We start from the raw sequence: 23,302 nt of genomic DNA, 5'->3' as shown, positions 1-23,302 counted from the left end.
TGCCCAGCTCCTATTTCTCGACGTAACGCAGGGAGCGTAGCCCGCGCTCCAGATGCCAGTGCAAATAGGCCGAGACCAGCCCGCTGCCCTCCCGCACGTGGCGCGCCTCGCAGGCGTCCGCGTGTTTCCAGTCGCCCGTCAGCAGCGCGCTGAGCAGTGCGATGGCCTCCGACGAGGGTACGACGGAGCCGGGGACGCGGCAGTCTCCGCATATGACCCCGCCCGCGGCGACGGAGAAGTGCCGGTTGGGGCCGTGGATCCCGCACTTCGCGCAGTCCTCGAAGCTGGGCGCGTAGCCGTTGACGGCGAGGGAGCGCAGCAGGAAGGCGTCGAGGATGAGGTGCGGTTCGTGTTCGCCGCGCGCGAGCGTGCGCAGGGCGCCGACCAGCAGCAGGTACTGCTGGACGGAGGGTTCGCCCTCGTTCTCGGTGAAGCGTTCGGCGGTCTCCAGCATCGCGGTGCCGGCGGTGTACCGGGCGTAGTCGGTGACGATGCCGTTGCCGTAGGGGGCGATGATCTCGGTCTGGGTGCACAGCGGCAGGCTGCGGCCGATGAGCTCGCTGCCGCGGGCGAAGAACTGCACGTCGGCGTGGGAGAAAGGTTCCAGCCCGGCGCCGAACTTGGACTTCGTACGGCGCACCCCGCGTGCGACGGCCCGTACGCGGCCGTGACCGCGGGTGAGCAGGGTGATGATGCGGTCCGCCTCACCCAGCTTCTGGGTGCGCAGCACGATGCCGTCGTCGCGGAACAGACTCATGCGCCCATTGTCACCTGTACGGAACCCCGTACGGGGACGGCGGCGTGCGGCGGCGCCCCCGCCCGCGGGGAACAGCGCTCGTCCCCGCCCGGACCGCGGTCCGGGCGGGGACGGCACCCCTTGGGAGGATCAGGAGGATCAGGAGGTGGTGGTTCCGGCTCCGTCGGCCTTCTCGGCCCCGGCCGGGGCCGCCACCGGCTGTGCGGGCAGCTCGACCGGCGGGGCCGGCTTGGCGGCCGGCTCGGCGACCGCCTCGGCCGGCTCGACGGCCGGCGGGGCGGCCTGCCCGGCGGCCGGCTCGGCCTGCGGCGCGGACCCGGCGTCGTCCTTGGCCAGGCCGTTGAAGACCAGGTTGAGGAGGATCGCGGCCGTGGCACCGAGGGTGACACCGCTGTTGAGGAGCGAGGAGACGTCCGGGCTGACGTGCTTGTCGAAGTAGGCCGGAACCGTGGCGGGGAAGAGGGCGAAGGCCAGCGAGACGCCGACGATCAGGGCGTTCTTCTCCTCCTTCAGGTCCACCTTGGCGAGGGTCTGGATACCGGCCAGAGCGACCATGCCGAACATCACGGTGGCGGCGCCGCCGAGGACGCCCGGCGGGACGGAGGCGACGATCGCGGCGGCCTTGGGGATCAGGCCGAGCACGATCATGAAGGCGCCTGCGGCCACGACCACGAAGCGGCTCTTGACCTTGGTCATCCGCACCAGGCCGACGTTCTCGGCGAAGGCCACGTACGGGAAGGAGTTCAGGATGCCGCCGAGGGCGGTGGCGGCGCCGTCGGCGCGCAGGGCGCGGGCCACGGTCTCGCTGTCGACCTCCTTGCCGACGATGTCGCCGACCGCGTACGTGTCGCCGGTGGTCTCGACCATGGTGATCAGCATGACGATCAGCATGAGGAGGATCGGGAACCATTCGAACTTCGGGGCCCCGAAGTGGAAGGGCGTGGTGACGCCGATCCAGTCGGACCGGCCGACGCTGCCGAACTTCGCGTCCCCGAGCAGGAAGGCCGCCACCGTGCCGCCGACCAGGCCGAGCAGGATGCTGATGCTGCGCAGGAACGGTCCGCCGAACTTCATCAGGACGAGGATGAAGAGCATGGTGCCGCCGGCGTAGGCCAGCTGCGTCGGGACGCCGCCGTCGGCGATCGTCGGGGCTCCGCCGGCCGCGTCCTTGAGGCCGACCGGGATCAGGACGATGCCGAGGACCGTGATGACCGTGCCGGTGACCACCGGCGGGAAGAGCCGCATGACGGCGCGGAAGGCCTTGGCGGGCAGCCAGGCGAAGGCGAAGGTGGCCAGACCGGCCGTGATGACCGCGCCGTAGATCACCAGCAGGGCCGCGGTCCCGCCGCCGGCGCCGAGACCGATGGCGATCATCGGCGAGACCGCCGTGAAGGTCACGCCCTGGATCAGCGGGAGCCGCGCGCCGACGCGGCCGATGCCCCAGGCCTGGATGATCGAGGCGATACCGCAGGTGAAGAGGTCCGCGTTGATCAGGTAGACCAGCTGTTCCGGGCTCAGCTTGAGTGCGCTGCCGACGATGATCGGGACGATCACCGCACCGGCGTAGAAGGCGAGTACGTGCTGGAAGCCGTACAGCGCGAGCTTGGGGAGGGGGAGCACCTCGTCGACCGGGTGCGAGCTCTGCTCTCCGTTGGCGGAAAGCCGGGCGGCGACACGTGCCATCTCTGCCTTGCCCTTCAATGAGGTAGGTGATGGAGAGGAAGCTGGTTGTCCCTGGTCGGAGTGGGTCGCTAACCCGTTGGTCCGCCGGGGTCTTCAGGGGGAACACGGAGATCGAAGCCCCGCTGTGTTTCCGGCGGTGTCTCGTCGTGTGACCGGAATTGAACGCCTGTGGGCGCGCTCACAGATATCGTCGACTTCCACAAAGTGTTGACGTCCAGGGACATTCGATCTGGAGGTTCCGCCAGTGGCGCGAGCGGGGCGAGGGGCGTATGGCTCCGGGCCCCGAAAACGCCCGCTCCGGCTGTGCGGCGGCGAAGCGCCACGGCTCTGACGTGCCCGGACATTCCGCGAGGGGCGTCGACCCGGCAAAGGGGAGCGCATGATTTCGGCCGTCCACATGCTGGATGGCCGGATAGGGAGGGGGCACTTCCACCCCGTTGCACGGATCCCGTGGGGCCCCGGTTCACCGCCGTAAGGCCGGATCGTTACCTCGTTCCGGGCCGCCGGGGCCGCCGCGGGGCCCTCGCCCGGGCCCGGCCGCGGGGTCCCGACCGGGCCCGGGACGCGCCGGGGCCCGGCGGGCGACTGCCCCGCCGGGCCCCGATCCGCCCGCGCGCGCGTCGTCTAGGGCGCCCGCACCGCCGACAGCAGCCGGGCCACCTCCTGCGCGTCCATGCGCAGCGCGGCACCGACGGTGGCCAGCACCTCGCGCTCGGCGGGGATGTACGGCCCGTCCGCGAGGGCGATCCGGGCACCCTGGAGCAGGATCGATTCGCGGCCCGGTCCGGCCAGGTGCGGAGCCAGCGGTTCCAGCGCCTCGTGGAGCTCTATCGACAGGGCCGCCCCGCAGCACTCGGGCCCGTCGTAGAGCCCGAGCCGGCCCTCGTCGGTGGCCAGGGCCTCCACCATGGACTCCAGCTGCTCCTCCGTGCAGTCCTGGAACCCGGCGGCCCGTACGGCCGTCACGGCGGCCTCCAGCGCGCTGCGCGAGGAGGTGCCGCCGGCCGCCAGTACGGCGAGGGCCACCGTGTGCGCGGCGTCGCGCAGCAGCGCGGAGAAACGGGTGGTGGTGAGGTGGTCGAGCACCTCGGTGCCGAAGCGGTCCCGGCAGGCCTGGCACTCGACGACGGGGCCCGCGTCCCCGCGCGGCAGCAGCGGCACTCCGAGCACGGTGAAGCGGCGGCGCCCGGTGCGCCGGCGGTAGTTGCGGTCACCGCCGCAGCCGGGGCAGAAGAACTCCCCGTCGCCCACGGTGCTCCAGGTGGTACGGATGCCCCAGGCCGTCAGCTTCCGGCCGTCCCCACCCCGAACTGGCAGCACGTCGCACCTCCGTCACCTTCCGGCAGCACCGCCGGGTTGGCGTGATGTTAGCCACATCGGTGAGGATGCGTCAGCCGTGTGACAAGACAACATCGGGCGGGGGCGCGCAGTTGGCCGAGTTGCGCCCCCGCCGCCGTGTGCGCCCCCCGGGCCCTTCCCGCAGTCCCTACCCTCGGCGCCATGAACGAGAAGTCCTGTCTGGTCACCGGTGCCGCGAGCGGCATCGGCCGGGCCACGTCCCTGCTTCTGGCCCGCTCGGGGGCCCTGCTGACCGCCGCCGACGTCAACGCCCCGGGCCTGGAGGCCCTGCGCGCGGAACTGGCCGCCGAGGGCCGGAGCATCACCGTCGTCACCGGTGACGTGTCCGATCCCGGGGCCAACCGCGCGATGGTCGCGGCGGCGGTCGGCGCCTACGGCCGCCTCGACGTCGCCGTGGCGAACGCCGGGGTGCTCCCCCTTTCGGACGTACGGGAGACCAGTCCCGAGGACTGGGACCACGTGATGGCCGTCGACGGCCGGGGAATGTTCCTGACCTGCAAGTACGCGATCGAGGCGATGACCGCGCAGCCCCGTCCCGGCGGGGCGCTGGTGTGCGTGTCCTCGATCTCCGGAGTGGCCGGGCAGGCGCGCCAGGCGGCGTACGGGCCCGCGAAGTTCGTGGCCTCCGGGCTGACCAAGCACCTGGCGGTGGAGTGGGCCGCGCACGGGATCCGCGTCAACGCGGTGGCACCCGGAACCATCCTCACGGAGCGGGTGCTGGCGCTGGAGGGCGAGCCGGGCGGGCCGGAGTACCTGGCCGAGGTGACCGCCGCCCATCCGATGGGGCGGCTCGGCGAGCCGGAGGAGGTGGCCCGGGTCATCGCGTTCCTCGCCTCGGACGCGGCCTCCTTCGTGACGGGCGCGGTGCTCCCGGTCGACGGCGGCTACCTGGCCCGCTGAGGGGCCCGTACGGCTCCCCGGAACGGCGGAACCCCGCCCCCTGCCGTGCGGCGGGGGGCGGGGTTCTCGTACGGGGGTCGTACGGGGCGTCAGCGGCCCGCGCGGTTGACGGCGGAGATGACCGCCTTCAGGGAGGCGCGGGTGGTGTTGGCGTCGATGCCGATGCCCCACAGGACGCGGCCGTCGATCGCGCACTCGATGTACGAGGCGGCCACGGCGGAGGCGCCCTCGCTCATCGTGTGCTCGGTGTAGTCCAGCAGGCGGGCGTCGACGCCGATGCCGGCCAGCGCGTCGAAGAAGGCCGAGATCGGACCGTTGCCGGTGCCGTTCAGGACCGTCTCCACGCCGTCCACGACCGCCTCGACGGTCAGCGTGTCCGTGCCGTCCTTGTCGGTGGCGGTCGAACCGGAGCGCAGCTGGATGCGGCCCCACGGGTTCTCGGGGTTGGGCAGGTACTCGTCGGAGAACACGTCCCAGATCGCCTTCGGCGTGACCTCGCCGCCCTCGGCGTCGGTCTTGGCCTGGATGATCCGCGAGAACTCGATCTGCATGCGGCGCGGCAGGTCCAGCTTGTGGTCGTTCTTCAGGACGTAGGCGATGCCGCCCTTGCCGGACTGCGAGTTGACGCGGATGACCGCCTCGTAGGAGCGGCCGACGTCCTTCGGGTCGATGGGCAGGTACGGAACGGCCCACTCGATGTCGTCGACGGTCTTGCCCCGGGCGGCCGCGTCGGCCTCCATGGCGTCGAAGCCCTTCTTGATGGCGTCCTGGTGGGAGCCGGAGAAGGCGGTGTAGACCAGGTCGCCCGCGTAGGGGTGGCGCGGGTGGACCTCCATCTGGTTGCAGTACTCGCTGGTGCGACGGATCTCGTCGATCTGCGAGAAGTCGATCTGCGGGTCGATGCCCTGGGAGAACAGGTTCATGCCCAGCGTGATCAGGTCGACGTTGCCGGTGCGCTCGCCCTGACCGAACAGGCAGCCCTCGATGCGGTCGGCGCCGGCCATCAGGGCCAGCTCGGCGGCGGCGACGGCGGTGCCGCGGTCGTTGTGGGGGTGCACGGAAATGCAGACGTGCTCGCGGCGGGTCAGGTTGCGGGCCATCCACTCGAAGCGGTCCGCGTGGGTGGAGGGCGTCGAGCGCTCCACGGTGGCGGGCAGGTTCAGGATGATCTCGCGGCCCTCGGCCGGCTGCCAGACGTCACAGACGGCCTCGCAGACCTCCAGGGCGAAGTCCAGCTCGGTGTCGGTGAAGATCTCCGGACTGTACTGGTAGCCGAAGGTCGTCTCCGGGCCCAGCAGCTTCTCGGCGTACTCCATGACCAGGCGGGTGCCGTCGACGGCGATCTGCTTGATCTGCTCCTTCGAGCCGCGGAAGACCACGCGGCGGAAGGTGGGGGCGGTGGCGTTGTACAGGTGTACGGTGGCGCGCTTGGCGCCGACCAGGGACTCCACGGTCCGCTCGATCAGGTCCTCGCGGGCCTGGGTCAGTACGGAGATGGTGACGTCGTCCGGGACCGCGCCCTCTTCGATGATGGAGCGCACGAAGGCGAAGTCGGTCTCGCCGGAGGAGGGGAAGCCGACCTCGATCTCCTTGTAGCCCATGCGCACCAGCAGGTCGAACATCTCGCGCTTGCGGGCGGGGGTCATCGGGTCGATCAGCGACTGGTTGCCGTCGCGCAGGTCGGTCGAGAGCCAGCGGGGGGCCTTGGTGACGCGGGCGTCCGGCCAGGTGCGGTCGGGGATGTCGACCTGCTCGTACCGGCCGTACTTGTGGATCGGCATCCCGGAGGGCTTCTGGGAGTGGGTCGCGTTGGTGATGGGCGTGGGGCGACCGACAAAAGGCTGCTGGCTCATGGCGTTGGGCTCCTCGCGTGTCCGCGTAGTTCGCTGGGACGGCCGACGGCGGTAGTGAAAACCGCAACACCAAACTCCGCGGGGAGGGGGTCGGCCTACGACTACAGACCCTCGCCGCGGCAGCTAAGGAGAAGCAGCCCGAAACGCATGATGCACCGAGCCTAGCCGAGCCGCGCCGTATCGCGAGGACCTGTTTCAGTATGCAAGACCCCCACGTCCGTTTTGCACCCTTTGTGGGTTACGTCTCGGTCTCTCCGGTGAGGTCCGGCGGATCCGTCAACGCGGCATGACGGCTTTCAGACAGTCGAATGAATCATGGTTGCGGCTAGTGACATCGAGGTGACCCACTGCCACATTTCCGGCATGGATGCCTCCCACACCCCTGACCACGCCCGCCTCCACCCCGTCTTCTGCACCGTCGTGCCGCCGCACCTGCTCGACCGGGCCGCCCGGTCCGCGGACTCCGCCCGCGCCGACGCCGCGCAGCGCACCCTGGAGCTGGACGCCTCCCTGCGGACCCGGCGCCGGATCAGCGCCGTCCGGGGGATCGCCCCGCCCGCGCCGGAAGCGCCCGCGGCGGACGGGCCCCGGCGGACGATCTACGACTCCCAGCACCGCACCCGGCTGCCCGGGAAGAAGGTCCGCGGGGAGGGGGCCGAGCCGAGCAAGGACGCCACCGTGAACCGCGCGTACGCCGGGCTGGGGGCGACGTACGACCTGTTCCTCAAGGGCTTCGGGCGGCGCTCGATCGACGGCTCCGGGCTCCCGCTGGACGCGAGCGTGCACTACGGCCAGGACTACAACAACGCCTTCTGGGACGGGCAGCAGATGGTCTTCGGCGACGGCGACGGCGACCTGTTCCTGGACTTCACCGTGTCCGTGGACGTCATCGGGCACGAGCTGACCCACGGCGTCACCCAGTACACCGCCAACCTCGACTACCACGGCCAGTCCGGGGCCCTCAACGAGTCGATGTCCGACGTGTTCGGCTCCCTGATCAAGCAGTACTCCCTCGGCCAGAACGCCGACGAGGCGGACTGGCTGATCGGCGCCGGGCTGCTCGGCCCGAACGTGACCGGGGTCGCGCTGCGCTCGATGAAGGCGCCCGGCACGGCGTACGACGACGACGAGCTCGGCAAGGACCCCCAGCCGGCCACGATGGACGGCTACGTCACCACCTCGCGCGACAACGGCGGGGTCCACATCAACTCCGGCATCCCCAACCACGCCTTCTACATCGTGGCGAGCGAGCTCGGCGGCAAGGCCTGGGAGCGGGCCGGGCAGATCTGGTACGACGCGCTCACGGGCGGGCAGCTGGAGGCGCGGGCGGACTTCGCGGCCTTCGCCCGGCTGTCCACGGCGGCCGCCGTCGCCCGCTACGGGGAGGGCGGCGCCGAGCACCAGGCCCTCCAGAAGGCGTGGGCGGCCGTCGGCCTGGGGTAGCGGGCCCTCCTGGGGTATGAAGGGCCGCATGCGGATCGAAGTGGTGCGGACGGGCGGTTTCGCGGGGATCGAGCGCCGGGCCGAGGTGGACACCTCGGGCCGGCCCGACGAGGACGAACTGCGGGCGCTGGCCCTGCTGGCGCTGCGGCCCGACCCGGCGGCCGGCCGGGGTGCGGGAGGGGTGCGGGACGGGTTCTCGTACCGGATCACGGTGGACGGACGGACGGTGTCCTGCCAGGACCCGCACCTCTCGGACGCCCAGCGGAGCCTGATCTCGCGGCTGCTGAAGGAGGGCGCCTGAGCGGGGTCCCGGAAAGCGGGTGACCGGGCGGGGCGGTTTTGCTTGGATGGCCGGATGAGCGAAACGATCTTGGCTGCCCTGGAGCGGTACTACGACACCGTCCCCCGCGTGGGCGGCGCGCGGGGCGAGGACTTCGGCCCGCTGACCCTCTTCGTCCAGGAGGGCGAGGGCTGGCCCTACTACGCGCGGCCCGCGCTGGGCGGCCCCGCCGACGTGCGCGTCGGGGACGTACGGAAGGTGCTGGAGAGGCAACGGGAACTGGGGGTGCCCGAGGCATTCGAATGGGTGGCCGAAACCAGCCCCTCCTTGCGGGCCGCCGTGGAGGCGGCCGGGCTGCACGTTCACGCGCACCCCCTGATGGTCCTGGACGCGGGGGCGCGGCCCCTGCCCCCGCACCCGGAGGTACGGCTGCTGGGCGCCGACGACCCGCTGCTGCGGGCCGCGGTGACCGTGCCCGCGCTGGCCTTCGCCGCGCCGGGGACGGCCACGGGCGAGGCCGGCACCGCCGAGCTGGCGGCGGCGCTGGAGGACCCGGGGACCGAGGCCCGCCGGGCCCGCGTCTCGGGAATGCTCGCGGACGGCCGCACCGGCATGGCGGCGGCGGTACGCGACGGGGTGGTGCTCTGCTCCGGCCAGTACAACCCGGTCGGCGAGGTCGCCGAGGTCGTCGGCGTCGGCACGCTGCCCGCCGCCCGCCGCCAGGGGCTGGCCCTCGCCGTGACGGCGGCCCTGGTCGCGCACGCGCTGGAGCGGGGGGCCCGGACCGTGTTCCTGTCGGCCGGCGACGAGGACGTGGCCCGGATCTACGGCCGGGCCGGCTTCCGCCGCGTGGGCACGGCCCTGATCGCGGAGCCCGCGGCGCAGGACGCCTGAGCCGGCGGACGGCGGGGCGGGGCGGGGCGGGGCGGGACAGCGGGGCGACGGGGCGGCGGGGCGGGACAGCGGGGCGACGGGGCGGGCGCTTTTTGCCGGAACGGCAACGATGTTTGCCGCCGGGCCCCGCCGGGCGCAGCATCGCCGGTGTCCCTGCCGGCACCACCGAGGAGGCCCCGTGGCCGACCACCAGCCGCACGACCGTCAGCACACCCCCGAGAGCGGCTTCGGCCGGGCGTACTGGGACGGCCGCTACCGCGAGAGCGAGCGGGTCTGGAGCGGCGCCGCCAACGCCGTCCTGGTCCGGGAGGCCGCGGACTTGACCGCCGGCCGGGCCCTGGACCTGGGCTGCGGCGAGGGCGGCGACGCGATCTGGCTGGCCCGGCGCGGCTGGCGGGTGACCGGGACCGACATCTCCGGCGTGGCCCTGGAGCGGGCGGCCGAGCACGCCGCCGGGGCCGGGGTCGCCGACCGGGTGCGGTGGGAGCGGCACGACCTGGCCGAGTCCTTCCCCGCCGGGGAGTTCGACCTGGTCTCCGCCTGCTTCCTGCACACCCTGGGGGAGTTCCCGCGCGAGCGGATCCTGCGGACGGCCGCCGCGGCCGTGGCCCCCGGCGGGGTGCTGCTGGTGGCCGGCCACGCGGGCTGGGCGCCCTGGCAGGACACCGCGGCCATGGACCCGGTCCGGCGCGCGGTGCGCTTCCCCACCCCCGACCGGGTCGTGGCGGAGCTGGAGCTGCCCGAGGGGGCCTGGGAGGTGCTGCTGGCCGAGGAACACGAACGGGTCCAGAGCATGCCGGACGGCACGCCCGGGACCCGGACGGACAACGCGGTGAAGGTACGGCGCCTGGTCTAGAAGCCGAGCTTGCGCAGCTGCTTGGGGTCGCGCTGCCAGTCCTTGGCGACCTTCACGTGCAGGTCGAGGAAGACCGGGGTGCCGAGCAGCGCCTCGATGTGCTTGCGCGACTTCATGCCGACCTCCTTCAGGCGCGAGCCCTTGGGGCCGATGATGATGCCCTTCTGGCTGGGGCGCTCGATGTAGACGTTGGCGTGGATGTCGAGCAGCGGCCGGTCCGCGGGCCGGTTCTCGCGCGGGATCATCTCCTCGACCACGACCGCGATGGAGTGCGGGAGCTCGTCGCGCACGCCTTCGAGGGCGGCCTCGCGGATCAGCTCCGCGACCATCACCATCTCGGGCTCGTCGGTGAGGTCGCCCTCCGGGTAGAGCGGGGGGCTCTCGGGCAGCAGCGGGGCGATCAGGTCGGCCAGCAGCTGGACCTGGGTGTCGCCGACCGCCGAGACGGGGACGATCTCGGCCCACTCGATGCCGAGTTCGGCGCCGAGCTGGTGGATGGCCAGGAGCTGCTCGGCCAGCGCCTTCGACTCGACCAGGTCGGTCTTGGTCACGATGGCGATCTTGGGGGTCTTCTTGATCGCCGCGAGCTCCTTGGCGATGAACTTGTCACCGGGGCCGAGCTTCTGGTCGGCGGGCAGGCAGAAGCCGATGACGTCGACCTCGGCCCACGTGGTGCGGACGACGTCGTTCAGCCGCTCGCCGAGCAGGGTGCGCGGCTTGTGCAGCCCGGGGGTGTCGACCAGCACCAGCTGGGCGTCGGGGCGGTGCACGATGCCGCGGACGGTGTGGCGGGTGGTCTGCGGCCGGTTGGAGGTGATCGCGACCTTGGTGCCCACGAGCGCGTTGGTCAGGGTCGACTTGCCCGCGTTGGGGCGGCCGACGAAACAGGCGAAGCCCGCGCGGTGCGGGGCGGTGGGCTCGGGGGAACGATCGCTCATACGGGCCATTCTCCCCGATGCCGCTCCCAGCGCCGACCAGGCCACCGCCACGAGGGTCAGGGCGAGTGCCAGAACGGGTGCGAGCAGGGGGTGCGCGGCGTGGTCGGCGCCGCCGGCGGCGGTGACCCCGGAGGCTTCGGCGCGCACCGTCAGCCGGGCCCACTCCAGGGACGGCGGACCGTCCCAGCGGGTGGTGAGGCGGGCCTGCTGACCGGGCAGCAGCTCGGCGGGCAGGCCCGTGAGCGCCCGGTGCAGCAGGGGCCGGCCGAGGGCCCCGGTGGCGGCGAGGACGGCGCGGGGCCGCAGGGTGACGTTGCCGAGGTTGCGCAGGGTGTACGAGACCTCCGCGCCCGCGCCGCCCGCGGAGGCGACGGCCCGTACGTCCTCCACCGCGAGGGCGGGCGCGGTGGGCCCCGCGACCCGCAGGTAGAGCCGGGCCCCGACGGCCTGCCGGATCCCGATGCCCGGGGCGGTGCCCGCGGCGGCCGGCGCGTCCTCCAGGGCCACCAGGGCGCCCGGGTGGTCCCCGGGTTCGGCCCGTTCGGGGACGGTCAGCTCGAAGCCGACGTCCACCGTCCCCCGGGCCGGCACGGTGACCCGGTCCCGCTCCAGCCGCACCCACCCGGCGGGGGCGCCGCGCGGCTCGTCGGGGCCGCGCAGGGCGAATCCGCCGTCGCGGGCGGTGTTGTGGGCGTCGGCGGCGTAGAGCCGGAAGGTGCGCGGCCGGTCGGTGCGGTTGGCGACGGTGACGGTGTCCCGGACGGTGGCGCCGGGGGAGGCGGCGAGGTAGAAGTACGGGCGCTGCCCGACGGCGGTGGCGACGGGCAGCACGGACCACTGCCCGTTGTCGGCGGCGGCCGCCGGCCGGGCGGGCGCCAGCAGCGCGAACAGCGCGAGGGCCGCCGCGGCCAGGGCGGCGGCCGCGGTCCGGATCACGACAGGGTCAGGGTCAGCACCGCCGTGTACGCCCCCGGCGGGGTGTAGGCGGGGACCCGGAGGGCGACCGTGGCGTCGACGGTGAAGGTGCCCCCGGTCAGGGGGGCGTCGGCGGTGGAGGCGAGGACCGCGCCGTCCGGGCCGACCGGGCCCGGGCTGCCCGGTGCGCAGGGGCTGGGGCTGCCCGGCGCGGCCGTGCAGGACGGGGTCCAGGAGAGTGAGCCTCCCGGGATGCGCAGGCCGCCGGGGCCCGCGAAGTCGCCGACCCGGCCGACCAGCGACCACCCCGCCGGGCCGCCCCGGGCGTCCTTGACGGTGACGGTGCCGATCCGGCCGGGGGCCGCGCCGCCGTCCCCGTACGGGACCGCGCCCAGGGTCACCGCGTCACCCGTCTGGGTCATGGCGAGGCTGCCCGGCTCGACGGTCGCCGTCAGCCGCTGGGTGCCGGGTGGTGTCACGGCCGGCTCGACCACCGTGTACGCGGCCGGGCCCGTGCCCCGCTGCGCCGACCAGGCCGCGCCCTCGTACGCCACCACCGCCGTCGTCGCCCGGTCCGTGACGGGCAGCAGCGCGGTGACCTCCCCTCGCGCGTCCGCGGTGGCCGCCACCCGGTCGGCGGTCTCGGCGGCGCCCGCGCGGCCGGTCACGGTCACGGCTGCGCCCGGGGCGAAGCCCGCCCCGGTGACGGTGACGCGGGCGCCCGGGGCTCCGTAGCCGGAGCCCAGCAGGACGCGGCGCAGGTTGGCGGTGGGCAGCTCGGTGACGGTGAGGCGCTCCGAGACGGGTGCGCCGGTGACGCCGCAGACCGTGTCCAGGTCGAGGAGGTGGCCGGTGTGGAGGGTGTAGGCGCCGGGGGCGAGGGTGATGTCGCCCGGGGAGGTGACGGTGAAGGTGCCGGTCATGGTGACGGCGGGCAGGGCGGCCCCCGTCGGCACGGGCTCGTTGCGCTTGGCGCCGACCACGGTGACCTCGCCGCTCTGCGCGCCGCTGAGCAGGACCGTCCCGGCCGGGGTGAGGACGTCGGCGGGCAGGGGTGCGGACAGTGGGTTCACCGCGGGGGACCGGGTTATCCGGTAGGTGACGGTCACGGTGTCGCCGACGCGCGGGGCGGGGTTGTCGACGGTGATCCGGGCCGTGGTGGGGCCGTCGGCGGGCGGCAGTCCGGCCTCCTGGGGCGGCAGGCAGTGCGCGGGGAACTCCACCTGCCCCGGGGACGTTTCCTCCACGGCGGCCGCCGGACCGCCCAGCGCTCCCCCGCTCGCGGCCGCGAGCACGGCCATGCCGACGGCCGCCCGCCATCCCCTGCTGCGCGCGCCTGTTCGCAACTGAGCCCCCCGCGTTCCGTCGCCCCGACAGGGGGACATTCACGAGCGGGCGGCGGGAGAAGTCAATGCACGGACCCGGCAGCGACTGATGGCCCATCAGAAGATGGCACCGTGGCCGCCGGAGCCGCCGGAGCCGCCCGCGAAGGGGCCTCCCGGAACGCCTCCGGGTCCGGCTCCGGGTCCGGCTCCGCCGCGCGGAAGGTGCGCCGGTAGGCCGTCGGGCTCACCCCCAGAGCCGCCTGGACGTGCTTGCGCAGCGACTGGGCCGTCCCGAAGCCCGTCTCCCGCGCCACCGCCTCCATCGGCAGCTCGGTGCGCTCCAGCAGCCGCCGGGCCCGCTCCACCCGCTGGGCGGTGATCCACTCGCCGGGGCTGACCCCCGACTCCTCGCGGAAGCGGCGCGTGAAGGTCCGTACCGACATGGCCTCCTGCCGGGCGAGGTCGACCAGCCGCAGCGGCTCGTGCAGCCGGTCGAGCACCCAGGCGCGAGCGGCCGAGGTGCTGGCCCGCTGCGGCTCGGGCACGGGCCGGTCGACGAACTGCGCCTGTCCGCCCTCCCGGTGGGGCGGGACCACGGTCCGCCGGGCGGTCTCGTTGGCGACGGCCGCGCCGTGGTCGCGGCGCACGATGTGCAGGCACAGGTCGATGCCCGCGGCGACCCCGGCCGAGGTCAGCACGTCCCCGTCGTCGGTGTAGAGCACGCCCGCGTCGACCCGTACGGCGGGGAACATCCGCTGGAAGTGCTCGGCGGAGGCCCAGTGGGTGGTGGCCGGGCGGCCGTCCAGGTAGCCGGCGGCGGCCAGGACGTAGCCGCCCGTGCAGATGGACACCAGCCGGGTGCCGGGCCGGATGTGGGCGAGGGCGCCGGCGAGCTCCTCGGTCAGCCGGCCCTCGCTGTGCACCGGCCCCAGCTCGTAGGAGGCGGGCACCACCACCGTGTCGGCCGTCGCCAGCAGCTCCGGGCCGTGTTCGACGTGGATCGCGAAATCGGCGTCCGTCCGCACCGGCCCGGGGGTGATCCCGCAGGTCAGGATCGTGTACAGGGGCCGCCCTGACGGGTCTTTGGCGCGGCCGAAGATCCGGTGCGGAATGCCGAGCTCGAAGGGCAGCAGCCCGGCGAGCGCGAGGACGACGACGCGGTGGGTCCGGGGACTGCGTTCCGTGGCCATGGCCCGATCGTAGCGAACCGTGTCGGTCAGGCCACTGTCGCCGGGGCCCCCGCAGGCCGGAAGCTGTCGGCGTGACGCAGACAGCACCCCCCTCCACGACCCGCGCGCCCGCTCCCCGCCGCGCCGGACGCATCCACCGCGCCTGGTTCGCCGCGGCCGTCGCCTTCGTGACGATCATCGGCGCGGCCGCCTTCGCCTCCCTCCCCGGACTGCTCATCGAGCCGCTGCACGCGGAGTTCGACTGGTCGCGCGGCACGATCGGCTTCGCGGTCTCCGTCAACCTCGCGCTCTACGGGCTCACCGCGCCCTTCGCCGCCGCCCTGATGGACCGTTTCGGCATCCGCAGGGTCGTCGCCCTCGCCCTGACCGTCATAGCCGGCGGCTCCGTGGCCACCGTGTGGATGACCGCCTCCTGGCAGCTGGTCCTGTACTGGGGCGTGCTCGTGGGGCTGGGCAGCGGTTCGATGGCCCTGGCCTTCGCGGCGACGGTGACCAACCGCTGGTTCACCGCCCGGCGCGGCCTGGTCACCGGCATCCTGACCGCCGCGGGCGCCTCCGGACAGCTGATCTTCCTGCCGCTGCTGTCCTGGCTCGTGGAGCACCACGGCTGGCGCCCGGCCGCCGTGACGGTGTCCCTCGCGGCCCTGTCCGTCGTCCCCTTCGTCTGGCTGCTGCTGCGCGACCACCCCGCCGACGTGGGCCTCGCCCCCTACGGCGGCACCTGGGCCGACAAGCCCGCGCCGGTCCCGGGCGCGGCGCGGCGAGCCGTCGGCGTGCTCTTCAAGGCGGCCCGGACGGGACCGTTCTGGCTGCTCGCGGGCACCTTCGCGATCTGCGGCGCCTCCACCAACGGCCTGGTCAAGACCCACTTCGTGCCCGCCGCCCACGACCACGGGATGCCGGTGACGGCGGCCGCCGGGCTGCTGGCGGTGATCGGCGTGTTCGACGTCCTCGGCACCATCGCCTCCGGCTGGTTCACCGACCGCTTCGCGCCCCGCCGCCTGCTGGCCGTGTACTACGCCCTGCGCGGGCTGTCCCTGCTGTTCCTGCCGGTGCTGCTGGCCCCGTCCGTGCACCCGCCGATGGTCTTCTTCATCGTCTTCTACGGCCTGGACTGGGTCGCCACCGTCCCGCCCACCATCGCGCTGTGCCGCGAGCACTACGGGGAGGACAGCGCGATCGTCTTCGGCTGGGTGCTGGCCTCCCACCAGGTCGGCGCGGCGCTGGTGGCCTTCCTCGGCGGCGTGGCCCGCGACACCTTCGGCTCCTACGACCTCGTCTGGTACGCGGCGGGCGGCCTGTGCGCGATGGCCGCCCTGATGGCCATGGTCATCCGCCGCCCCGCCGCGACCGCCGCCCCGGCCGCTACAGCGGTGGCTCCCTGAGCAGTTCGCGCAGCCAGCGGGCGCTGTCGGCGGCCCCGGAACCGGCCCCGGCCCCGGCCGCCAGGGCCTCGGGGAAGACCCGGCCCCAGGCCCCGGCCCGGCCGATGGCCCCGAGCCGCAGGGCCAGGCTCGCCGCGCGGCGCAGGCCGGCGGCGTCGGACCCCGCGCCGCCCCAGGGCTCCAGGTAGGCGTCCCGCAGCCGGGGCAGCACCTCGGACCCGTAACGCGCCCGCGCCGCCCTCAGGGGGACGAGCAGCCCGCAGAACGGGTGGGTGACGGAGGCGTCGCCCCAGTCGAAGAAGGTGAACCGGTCCGGTCCCGGGGCGAAGAGCTGCCCCTCGTGCAGGTCCGCGTGGTCGAGGGAGTCCGCGATGCCCGCGTCCGCGAGCTCGGCGCACCAGTCGGCGAGCCGGGGCCGCAGGGCCCGCAGCGCCCGGCGGTCGTCCCCGTCCAGGACGGTGTTCCCGGCGACCAGCCGGTCGAAGACCCCCGCCAGTCCGGCGGTCCGGGCCACGGGTACGCCGAGGGCCTCGATCTCCGCGGTGCGCGGCATCAGGGCCCGCTGGAGTTCGGCGTACCGGGCCAGCGGGGCCTCCCAGGCCCGCGGGTCGGCGGGGCCGCCGTCCAGGACGTCCCGGAAGAGCGGTCCGCCGTCCGGCAGCAGCGACCAGCCCCGGCCCGGGTCCACGGCCAGGGGCCGCAGCGAGTGGGCGGGGGCCCAGCGGGACAGGGCCTCGGTCAGCCCGGCCTCGAAGGCGCCGGCGGGCGGGTTCGCCTTGAACCAGACGGGGGTGCCGCCCTCGACGGCGATCCGGACCAGCACGGACCAGGGCCGCAGCCGGACCCGCCGCTCCCCCGTCGCCCGCAGGCCGTGCGCGGCGAGCGCGTCCCCGGCCCAGGCGAGGGCGGCGGCGCGCCACGGGGCCCGGTCCCAGGGGGTCACCCCCCTCGGATGGTCGCCCCGGTCCACCGCTGCCCGTACGTCTTCGCCCATCGGGCCATCCCACCACCGGCCGCTGGGCCGGGCCACCGGATTACCGGCGGGTGGTCAGGCCCCGGCGGGCGTGGTCGACTTCAGGGTGCCGTCCGGGCCGGCCAGCAGGACGGGGGTGGCGGGACCGCCGAGGTCACGGACCGCCGCACGGTCGGCTTCGGCCGGCGCGTCGGCCGCACTCACCACGGCCGCCGCCTCCAGGGACCGGGCGCCGCTGGCCACCGCCATCGCGACCGCCGTCTGCAGGGCGCTCAGCTTCAGGGACTCCAGCTCCACGGTGCCGGCGACGTACGTCCGGCCGGTCTCGTCGCGGACCGCCGCACCCTCCTGGACCCCGTTGCGGGCCCGGGCGCTGCGCGCCAGCGTGATGATCTTGCTGTCCTCGGGGTCGATCCCGGTGCCCACGGTGCTCTCGCTCATGGTCGAAAGCATAGGGAGCGCCCCGGCGCGGCCGTGAGACGACCCCGCCGAGGCGCCTCAGGACCGGTCGAGCCGCAGCCGCTCCGCCTTCGGCAGACCCGCCACGACCAGGTCGTACGAGTCCTCCACCAGCTCCCGCACCAGCGCGTCCGGCAGCTCCGCGACGGTCACCGTGTTCCAGTGCCGCTTGTTCATGTGCCAGCCCGGGACGATCGCCGCGTGCTCCGCGCGCAGCCGGAGGGCCTCCTCCGGATCGCACTTGAGGTTGATCTTCAGCGGCTCGGCGTCCAGCGCCGACAGCGCGAACACCTTCCCCAGCACCTTGAACACCGAGGTCTCCGGCGTGAAGGGGAACTCCTCGACCGCCGCGTTGAACTCCAGACAGAAGGCTCGCAGCTCCGCCGGGGTCATCCGTCCTCCTCCTCGCCGTCGGCCGCCGGCACCGGCTGCACCGGCTCCACCAGCACCGTCACGATCTTGTTGCGCCGCCCCGCCGGGGACTCCGCCGTCATCCGCAGCGGGCGCCCGTCCGGCAGCTCCACCACCGACGACGCACCGGCGATCGGAACCCGCCCCAGCGCCTTCGCCAGCAGCCCGCCGACCGTCTCCACGTCCTCGTCGTCGAAGGCCTCCACCCCGAACAGCTCGCCGAGGTCGGTGATGTCGAGCCGGGCCGTGACCCGGTACCGGTCGTCGCCCAGCTCCTCCACCGGCGCGATCTCCCGGTCGTACTCGTCGGTGATCTCACCGACGATCTCCTCCAGGATGTCCTCGATGGTCACGATGCCGGCGGTGCCGCCGTACTCGTCGATGACCACGGCCACGTGGTTGCGCACCGACTGCATCTCGCGCAGCAGATCGCCCGCGTTCTTCGTGTCCGGCACGAACACCGCCGGCCGCATCGCCGTGGAGACCAGGTCGCTCTCCGCGTCGCGGCTGATGTGCGTCCGGCGGACGAGGTCCTTCAGGTACACGATGCCGACGATGTCGTCCTCGTTCTCCCCCGTGACGGGGATCCGCGAGAAGCCCGACCGCAGGGCGAGCGTGGTCGCCTGACGGATCGTCTTGTACCGCTCGATGCACACCAGGTCGGTGCGCGGCACCATCACCTCGCGCACGAGGGTGTCGCCGAGCTCGAAGACCTGGTGCACCATCCGGCGCTCCTCGTCCTGGATCAGCGACTCCTTCTCCGCGAGGTCCACCATGGCGCGCAGCTCGGCCTCGGAGGCGAACGGCCCCTTGCGGAAGCCCTTCCCCGGCGTGAGCGCGTTGCCGATGAGGATCAGCAACTGCGGGATCGGACCCATCACCCGGGCCAGCGGCACCAGCACGTAGGCCGCGGCGGTCGCCGTGTTCAGCGGGTGCTGGCGGCCGATGGTGCGCGGGGACACCCCGACCGCCACGAAGGACACGAGGACCATCACCCCGATGGCCGCCAGCAGCGCGGTCCAGTTCTCCCCGAACGCGTCGAGGCACACGTACGTGACGAGCACGCCCGCCGCCATCTCGCAGGTCACCCGGACCAGCAGCGCCACGTTCAGGTAGCGGGTCGGATCCCCGGCCACCTGGGCGAGCTTGGCGCTCCCGCGCCTGCCCTCCCGTACGGCCTGTTCGGCGCGGAAGGCGGAGATGCGGGCGATGCCGGACTCCGCGCACGCCGCGAACCAGGCCACCACGACCAGCAGGACCGCGCCGGTGATCAGCTGGGGGGCGGTCACGAGACGGTGGGCGCCGGCGAGGGACCGGTCATGCCGCGCTCACCGCGCCAGCCGTCGACGATGGCCGCCTGGAGGCCGAACATCTCGGCCTTCTCGTCCGGCTCCTCGTGGTCGTAGCCGAGCAGGTGCAGCACCCCGTGGACGGTCAGGAGCTGGAGCTCCTCGTCCATGGAGTGCTGCGTCGGTGCGTCCTCGCCCTGCTTCTTCGCGACCTCGGGGCACAGCACGATGTCGCCGAGGAGCCCCTGCGGGGGCTCCTCGTCGTCCTTCGACGGCGGACGGAGCTCGTCCATCGGGAAGGACATGACGTCGGTCGGACCGGGCAGGTCCATCCACTGGATGTGGAGCTGCTCCATGGCGTCCTCGTCGATGACGATGACGGAGAGCTCGGACAGCGGGTGGATCCGCATCCGGGTGAGCGCGTAGCGGGCGATGTCGAGGATCGCCTGCTCGTCGACCTCGGTTCCGGACTCGTTGTTGACGTCGATCGACATGGTGCGCTGAGCTCTACTTCCGCTGGTGGCCGTTCGGGGCCGGGTGGGCGTCGTCGTACTTCTCGTACGCATCGACGATACGGCCGACCAGCTTGTGGCGGACGACATCCTCGGACGTGAGCCGCGAGAAGTGGATGTCCGGCACCCCCTCCAGGATGTCCTGCACCTGCCGCAGACCGCTGCGGGCCCCGCCGGGCAGGTCGACCTGCGTGACGTCACCCGTGACCACGATCTTGGAATCGAACCCGAGCCGGGTGAGGAACATCTTCATCTGCTCGGTGGTGGTGTTCTGCGCCTCGTCGAGCACGACGAAGGCCTCGTTAAGGGTGCGACCCCTCATATAGGCCAGGGGCGCCACCTCGATGGTGCCGGCGGCCATGAGGCGGGGGATCGAGTCCGGGTCGATCATGTCGTGCAGGGCGTCGTAGAGCGGCCGCAGATACGGGTCGATCTTGTCGAAGAGGGTGCCCGGGAGGAAGCCGAGGCGCTCGCCCGCCTCGACCGCGGGGCGGGTCAGGATGATCCGGCTGACCTGCTTGGACTGCAGGGCCTGGACCGCCTTCGCCATGGCGAGGTAGGTCTTGCCGGTACCGGCGGGGCCGATGCCGAAGACGATCGTGTTCTTGTCGATCGCGTCGACGTACCGCTTCTGGTTGAGGGTCTTGGGGCGGATGGTGCGCCCGCGGCTGGAGAGGATGTTCTGGGTCAGCACCTCGGCCGGGGTCTCCGCCTCGCCGCCACCGGTGCCGTTCGCCTTGAGCATGGCGATCGAGCGTTCCACTGCGTCCTCCGTCATCGACTGCCCGGTGCGCAGCACGAGCATCATCTCGTCGAACAGGCGCTGGATCAGGGCGACTTCCACCGCCGGGCCGATCGCGCTGACCTGATTGCCCCGAACATGGATGTCGGCCTTCGGGAAAGCCTTTTCGATCACGCGCAGCAGCGCGTCGCCCGAGCCGAGCACCGTCACCATCGGGTGCGTCGCCGGTACGGTGAAGTGGGCTCGCGCCTGGCCCGGCGCGGGGGTCTGGGCTGTCGGTGTCTGAGTCATGGGCCGGCACTGTGGCCTGCGCATACCTCCCGCTGAGGGGCCGCGCCGATCGTCGACCTCCGGAGTACCAAGGGTACGTCCACCCCCGGGCATCCCCGAGGGGTTTTCCGGCCCGGCCCCGGACGGCTACTGGACCGGACGGCTACTGGACCGGGTGGCGGAAGCCGATCGTGGGAACGGCCCGGCGGCGCGGGGACGGGGTGGCGCCCGGCGGCACGAGGGCGTCGAGGAAGCCGTAGCGGCCGCGCAGGGCCTCCGGGGCGGTGCGCCACCAGTGGGCCACCTCGGGCCAGCCCGGGGCCGAGAGGGAGCCGCCGAACTCCTGCACCGACAGGGCGGCGGTCAGCCCGGCGAAGGCGAGCCGGTCCGCCAGCGGCCAGCCCGCCAGGCTGCCGGTGACGAACCCGGCGACGTACACGTCCCCGGCCCCCGTCGGATCCAGGGCTTCCACCGTGATCGCGGGGACCTCGGCCGTCTCCCCGGTGCGGCTGTCCACCGCGTACGAGCCCTCCGCCCCCATGGTCACCACCGCGACCGGCACCTTCTCCGCCAGGACCCGGGCCGCGGCGCGCGGACACTCGGTGCGGGTGTAGCGCATCGCCTCGCCCGCGTTGGGCAGGAAGGCCTCGCAGTGCGACAGGTCGGGCAGGGCCCCCAGGTCCCAGCGGCCGGTGTCGTCCCAGCCCACGTCCGCGAAGATCCGCGAGCCGCGGCGGGCCGCCTCGGCGACCCACCCCTCGCCGGGGCCCGCCGCCAGCGAGGCCACCGCGGCGCGGGCCTTCGGGGGACACCAGGGGAAGGGCCCGGGGCCGGTGGGGGGCGGGGCCTCGTGGCCGTGGGAGACCATCGTGCGCTCGCCCTCGTAGGCCATCGAGACGGTGACGGGGCTGTGCCAGCCGGGCACGGTCCGCGACATCGTCAGGTCGATGCCCTCGCCCTGTTCGAGGGCGTCCCAGCAGTATTCGCCGTAGTGGTCGTCGCCGAACGCGGCGGCCAGCGAGGTGCGCAGGCCGAGCCGGGCCAGGGCCGTGGCCATGTTGGCGACGCCGCCGGGGCTGGATCCCATGCCGCGCGCCCAGGACTCCGTGCCGCGCACGGGTGCCGAGTCGAGTCCGGTGAAGATGATGTCGAGGAAGACCGTGCCGGTCAGGAAGACGTCGCAGCCCGGCTCTTGGGGGTCGCGCAAGGGCCCCAGAGGATCCAGCTTGCCCGGGCGGTTGGTGCGGCTGTCCCGACTGGTCACGGTGTGCTCCCCGTTGAGGTGTCTGAAGTGTCGTTTCTGCTTGCGGGTTCACGGGTGGAAAGCTGCCAGCCCTGCCCGTGGCCGGCAGGACCGAAACCCAGTGTGACGCACCTCACCCACAGAACGCTCTTCTCCCCACCCCGGAACCTCCCGCTCCACCCGAGGACCGGTGTCGGCCGCGAGGCTAGGGGGTGTCTGACGGATATCCGCGGCGTCGCGGACATCCGTCAGACACCCCCTAGGGGCGCTTCGGCACCGGGACCCGCACCAGGTCCGCCGCGATCGTCAGCTCACCCTCGAAGCCCGCCGCACGGGCCTCGCGTTCGAACTCCGACGGGTCGGAGTAGCGCTGCGAGAAGTGCGTCAGCACCAGGTGCCGCACGCCCGCGTCCCGCGCCACCCCCGCCGCCTGGCCGGCGGTCAGGTGCCCGTGGTCGGTCGCCAGCCGGACGTCGGCGTCGAGGAAGGTCGACTCGATGACCAGCATGTCGCAGCCCTCCGCCAGCTCGTCCACACCGGAACACAGCCGGGTGTCCATGACGAAGGCGAACCGCTGCCCCGCCCGATGCTCGCTGACCTCGTCGAGGGTGACCGCGCCGAGGTGTCCCTCGCGCTGGATCCGGCCCACGTCGGGTCCCTTGATCCCGTGCCGCGCGAGCAGCTCCGGCACCATCCGGCGCCCGTCCGGCTCGGTCACCCGGTAGCCGAAGGACTCCACCGGGTGCGAGAGCCGCCGGGCCTCCAGGACGTACGGGGGCCCGCCCGCCAGCGTCCCGTCCCGCTCCACCGGCTCCTCCCGGAGCCGGACGGTCTCCCGGTAGGCGGTCGCGTACCGGAGCCGGTCGAAGAACTTCTGCCCCGAGGCCGGGTAGTGCGCGGTCACGGGGTGCGGGACCTGGTCGAGGTTGATCCGCTGGATGACCCCGGCCAGACCGAGGCTGTGGTCGCCGTGGAAGTGCGTGACGCAGATCCGGTTGATGTCGTGCGCGGCGACCCCGGCCCGCAGCATCTGGCGCTGCGTGCCCTCGCCCGGATCGAAGAGGATGCCCTCACCGTCCCAGCGCAGCAGGTAGCCGTTGTGGTTGCGCTGGCGGGTGGGAACCTGGCTGGCGGTGCCGAGGACCACGAACTCTCGTACGGACACGGTCTATCCGGGGGGCCACTGGAGGCCGCGGCCGCCCAGGACGTGGGCGTGCGCGTGGAAGACGGTCTGCCCGGCGCCGGCACCGGTGTTGAAGACGATCCGGTAGCCGTGGCCGTCGACCTTCTCGTCGGAGGCGATCCGCCCGGCCTCGCACAGCACGTCGGCGGCGACGCCCGGCTCGGCCGCCGCGAGGGAGGCGGCGTCGGGGTAGTGGACCTTCGGGATGACCAGGACGTGCGTCGGCGCCTGCGGGTTGATGTCCCGGAAGGCGATGGTCGTCTCGGTCTCGCGGACCACGGTCGCCGGGATGCCCCCCGCGACGATCTTGCAGAACAGGCAGTCCGCCTGCGGTTCCCCGGCCATGGCTGCGCCTCCCGTGAGGTGGATCGGTCGGGGCATCGTAACCGCCCGCGCCCCGGCCACGGACGCCCCGCCCGCCGCCGGGGCGGCACCCCGCGGG

At 73.4% G+C, this 23,302-nt stretch carries 22 protein-coding genes; 6 read left to right on the top strand and 16 right to left on the bottom strand.

The features are described from left to right. Positions 1 to 10: 10 nt before the first annotated feature. From recO to ACZ5D2_RS11915, 3 genes are all read right to left on the bottom strand, one after another. Entirely contained in the window at positions 11 to 757 is a 747-nt protein-coding gene (gene recO / locus ACZ5D2_RS11925) for a DNA repair protein RecO (RefSeq protein WP_280917620.1), read from the bottom strand. A gap of 138 nt (positions 758 to 895) precedes the next feature. Further along, entirely contained in the window at positions 896 to 2,440 is a 1,545-nt protein-coding gene (locus tag ACZ5D2_RS11920; RefSeq protein WP_371678608.1) for a nucleobase:cation symporter-2 family protein, read from the bottom strand. Between the two features lie 624 nt (positions 2,441 to 3,064). Further along, complete coding sequence (locus tag ACZ5D2_RS11915; RefSeq protein WP_266838922.1) at positions 3,065 to 3,760, bottom strand: TerB family tellurite resistance protein; 696 nt, start codon at positions 3,758 to 3,760, stop codon at positions 3,065 to 3,067. 180 nt (positions 3,761 to 3,940) lie between these two features. Here ACZ5D2_RS11915 and ACZ5D2_RS11910 point away from each other — a divergent pair, with 180 nt between their 5' ends. Continuing rightward, complete coding sequence (locus tag ACZ5D2_RS11910) at positions 3,941 to 4,699, top strand: SDR family NAD(P)-dependent oxidoreductase (protein WP_371678607.1); 759 nt, start codon at positions 3,941 to 3,943, stop codon at positions 4,697 to 4,699. Positions 4,700 to 4,788: 89 nt separating this feature from the next. Here ACZ5D2_RS11910 and leuA read toward each other — a convergent pair whose 3' ends face one another. Beyond that, entirely contained in the window at positions 4,789 to 6,552 is a 1,764-nt protein-coding gene (leuA, locus tag ACZ5D2_RS11905; RefSeq protein WP_371678606.1) for a 2-isopropylmalate synthase, read from the bottom strand. Between the two features lie 363 nt (positions 6,553 to 6,915). On the opposite strand from leuA, the gene ACZ5D2_RS11900 reads away from it, so the two are divergent. The 4 genes from ACZ5D2_RS11900 to ACZ5D2_RS11885 all read left to right on the top strand — a co-directional run bounded on the left by ACZ5D2_RS11900 (position 6,916) and on the right by ACZ5D2_RS11885 (position 10,025). Continuing rightward, a complete protein-coding gene (locus tag ACZ5D2_RS11900) occupies positions 6,916 to 7,995 on the top strand; it encodes a M4 family metallopeptidase (protein ID WP_371678604.1) in 1,080 nt (359 codons plus the stop codon). 28 nt (positions 7,996 to 8,023) lie between these two features. Next, complete coding sequence (locus ACZ5D2_RS11895; protein ID WP_266838926.1) at positions 8,024 to 8,296, top strand: protealysin inhibitor emfourin; 273 nt, start codon at positions 8,024 to 8,026, stop codon at positions 8,294 to 8,296. Between the two features lie 54 nt (positions 8,297 to 8,350). Continuing rightward, complete coding sequence (locus ACZ5D2_RS11890) at positions 8,351 to 9,169, top strand: GNAT family N-acetyltransferase (RefSeq protein WP_371678603.1); 819 nt, start codon at positions 8,351 to 8,353, stop codon at positions 9,167 to 9,169. A 178-nt stretch (positions 9,170 to 9,347) separates the two neighbouring features. After that, the gene (locus ACZ5D2_RS11885) at positions 9,348 to 10,025 is read left to right on the top strand and encodes an SAM-dependent methyltransferase (RefSeq protein ID WP_371678602.1); all 678 of its coding nucleotides are present in this window, start codon (positions 9,348 to 9,350) and stop codon (positions 10,023 to 10,025) included. On the opposite strand, the gene era is transcribed toward ACZ5D2_RS11885, so the two are convergent. The 3 genes from era to ACZ5D2_RS11870 form a co-directional block, all read right to left on the bottom strand. Then, positions 10,022 to 10,972 (bottom strand): GTPase Era, encoded by a 951-nt coding sequence (gene era, locus ACZ5D2_RS11880; protein ID WP_371681274.1) that lies wholly within the window; start codon positions 10,970 to 10,972, stop codon positions 10,022 to 10,024. The genes ACZ5D2_RS11885 and era overlap by 4 nt on opposite strands. Positions 10,973 to 11,895: 923 nt before the next feature. Next, a complete protein-coding gene (locus ACZ5D2_RS11875) occupies positions 11,896 to 13,179 on the bottom strand; it encodes a beta-xylosidase (RefSeq protein ID WP_371681273.1) in 1,284 nt (427 codons plus the stop codon). Positions 13,180 to 13,286: 107 nt separating this feature from the next. Continuing rightward, entirely contained in the window at positions 13,287 to 14,393 is a 1,107-nt protein-coding gene (locus ACZ5D2_RS11870) for a GlxA family transcriptional regulator (RefSeq protein ID WP_371678601.1), read from the bottom strand. A 71-nt stretch (positions 14,394 to 14,464) separates the two neighbouring features. Here ACZ5D2_RS11870 and ACZ5D2_RS11865 point away from each other — a divergent pair, with 71 nt between their 5' ends. Then, positions 14,465 to 15,778: an MFS transporter gene (locus tag ACZ5D2_RS11865; protein ID WP_371678600.1), complete on the top strand. Its 1,314-nt coding sequence runs from the start codon at positions 14,465 to 14,467 to the stop codon at positions 15,776 to 15,778. Here ACZ5D2_RS11865 and ACZ5D2_RS11860 read toward each other — a convergent pair. The 9 genes from ACZ5D2_RS11860 to ACZ5D2_RS11820 form a co-directional block, all read right to left on the bottom strand. Further along, a complete protein-coding gene (locus ACZ5D2_RS11860) occupies positions 15,759 to 16,772 on the bottom strand; it encodes an aminoglycoside phosphotransferase family protein (RefSeq protein ID WP_371678599.1) in 1,014 nt (337 codons plus the stop codon). The genes ACZ5D2_RS11865 and ACZ5D2_RS11860 overlap by 20 nt on opposite strands. A gap of 54 nt (positions 16,773 to 16,826) precedes the next feature. Next, positions 16,827 to 17,204: a cytidine deaminase gene (locus ACZ5D2_RS11855; protein WP_468928800.1), complete on the bottom strand. Its 378-nt coding sequence runs from the start codon at positions 17,202 to 17,204 to the stop codon at positions 16,827 to 16,829. 45 nt (positions 17,205 to 17,249) lie between these two features. Beyond that, positions 17,250 to 17,603: an MmcQ/YjbR family DNA-binding protein gene (locus ACZ5D2_RS11850; RefSeq protein WP_371678597.1), complete on the bottom strand. Its 354-nt coding sequence runs from the start codon at positions 17,601 to 17,603 to the stop codon at positions 17,250 to 17,252. After that, positions 17,600 to 18,910, bottom strand: a complete 1,311-nt coding sequence (locus ACZ5D2_RS11845) for a hemolysin family protein (RefSeq protein WP_371678596.1) — start codon at positions 18,908 to 18,910, stop codon at positions 17,600 to 17,602. The genes ACZ5D2_RS11850 and ACZ5D2_RS11845 overlap by 4 nt, the downstream gene beginning before the upstream one ends. Then, positions 18,907 to 19,404: an rRNA maturation RNase YbeY gene (gene ybeY / locus ACZ5D2_RS11840; protein ID WP_356210774.1), complete on the bottom strand. Its 498-nt coding sequence runs from the start codon at positions 19,402 to 19,404 to the stop codon at positions 18,907 to 18,909. The genes ACZ5D2_RS11845 and ybeY overlap by 4 nt, the downstream gene beginning before the upstream one ends. A gap of 13 nt (positions 19,405 to 19,417) precedes the next feature. Then, entirely contained in the window at positions 19,418 to 20,455 is a 1,038-nt protein-coding gene (locus ACZ5D2_RS11835) for a PhoH family protein (protein ID WP_371678595.1), read from the bottom strand. 142 nt (positions 20,456 to 20,597) lie between these two features. Continuing rightward, positions 20,598 to 21,698, bottom strand: coding sequence for a carbohydrate kinase family protein (locus ACZ5D2_RS11830; RefSeq protein ID WP_371678594.1), 1,101 nt, complete (start codon positions 21,696 to 21,698; stop codon positions 20,598 to 20,600). 238 nt (positions 21,699 to 21,936) lie between these two features. Next, entirely contained in the window at positions 21,937 to 22,842 is a 906-nt protein-coding gene (locus tag ACZ5D2_RS11825; protein WP_371678593.1) for a ribonuclease Z, read from the bottom strand. Between the two features lie 3 nt (positions 22,843 to 22,845). Further along, positions 22,846 to 23,205 carry a histidine triad nucleotide-binding protein gene (locus ACZ5D2_RS11820; protein WP_371678592.1) on the bottom strand — a complete coding sequence of 120 codons (360 nt, stop codon included), beginning with the start codon at positions 23,203 to 23,205 and terminating at the stop codon, positions 22,846 to 22,848. Between the last annotated feature and the right edge of the window lie 97 nt (positions 23,206 to 23,302).

The sequence above is a fragment of the Streptomyces sp. NPDC031479 genome (genome assembly GCF_055581065.1).
The sequence above is the reverse complement of the archived record's forward strand: the minus strand, read 5'-3'. Positions and strand labels throughout refer to the sequence as shown.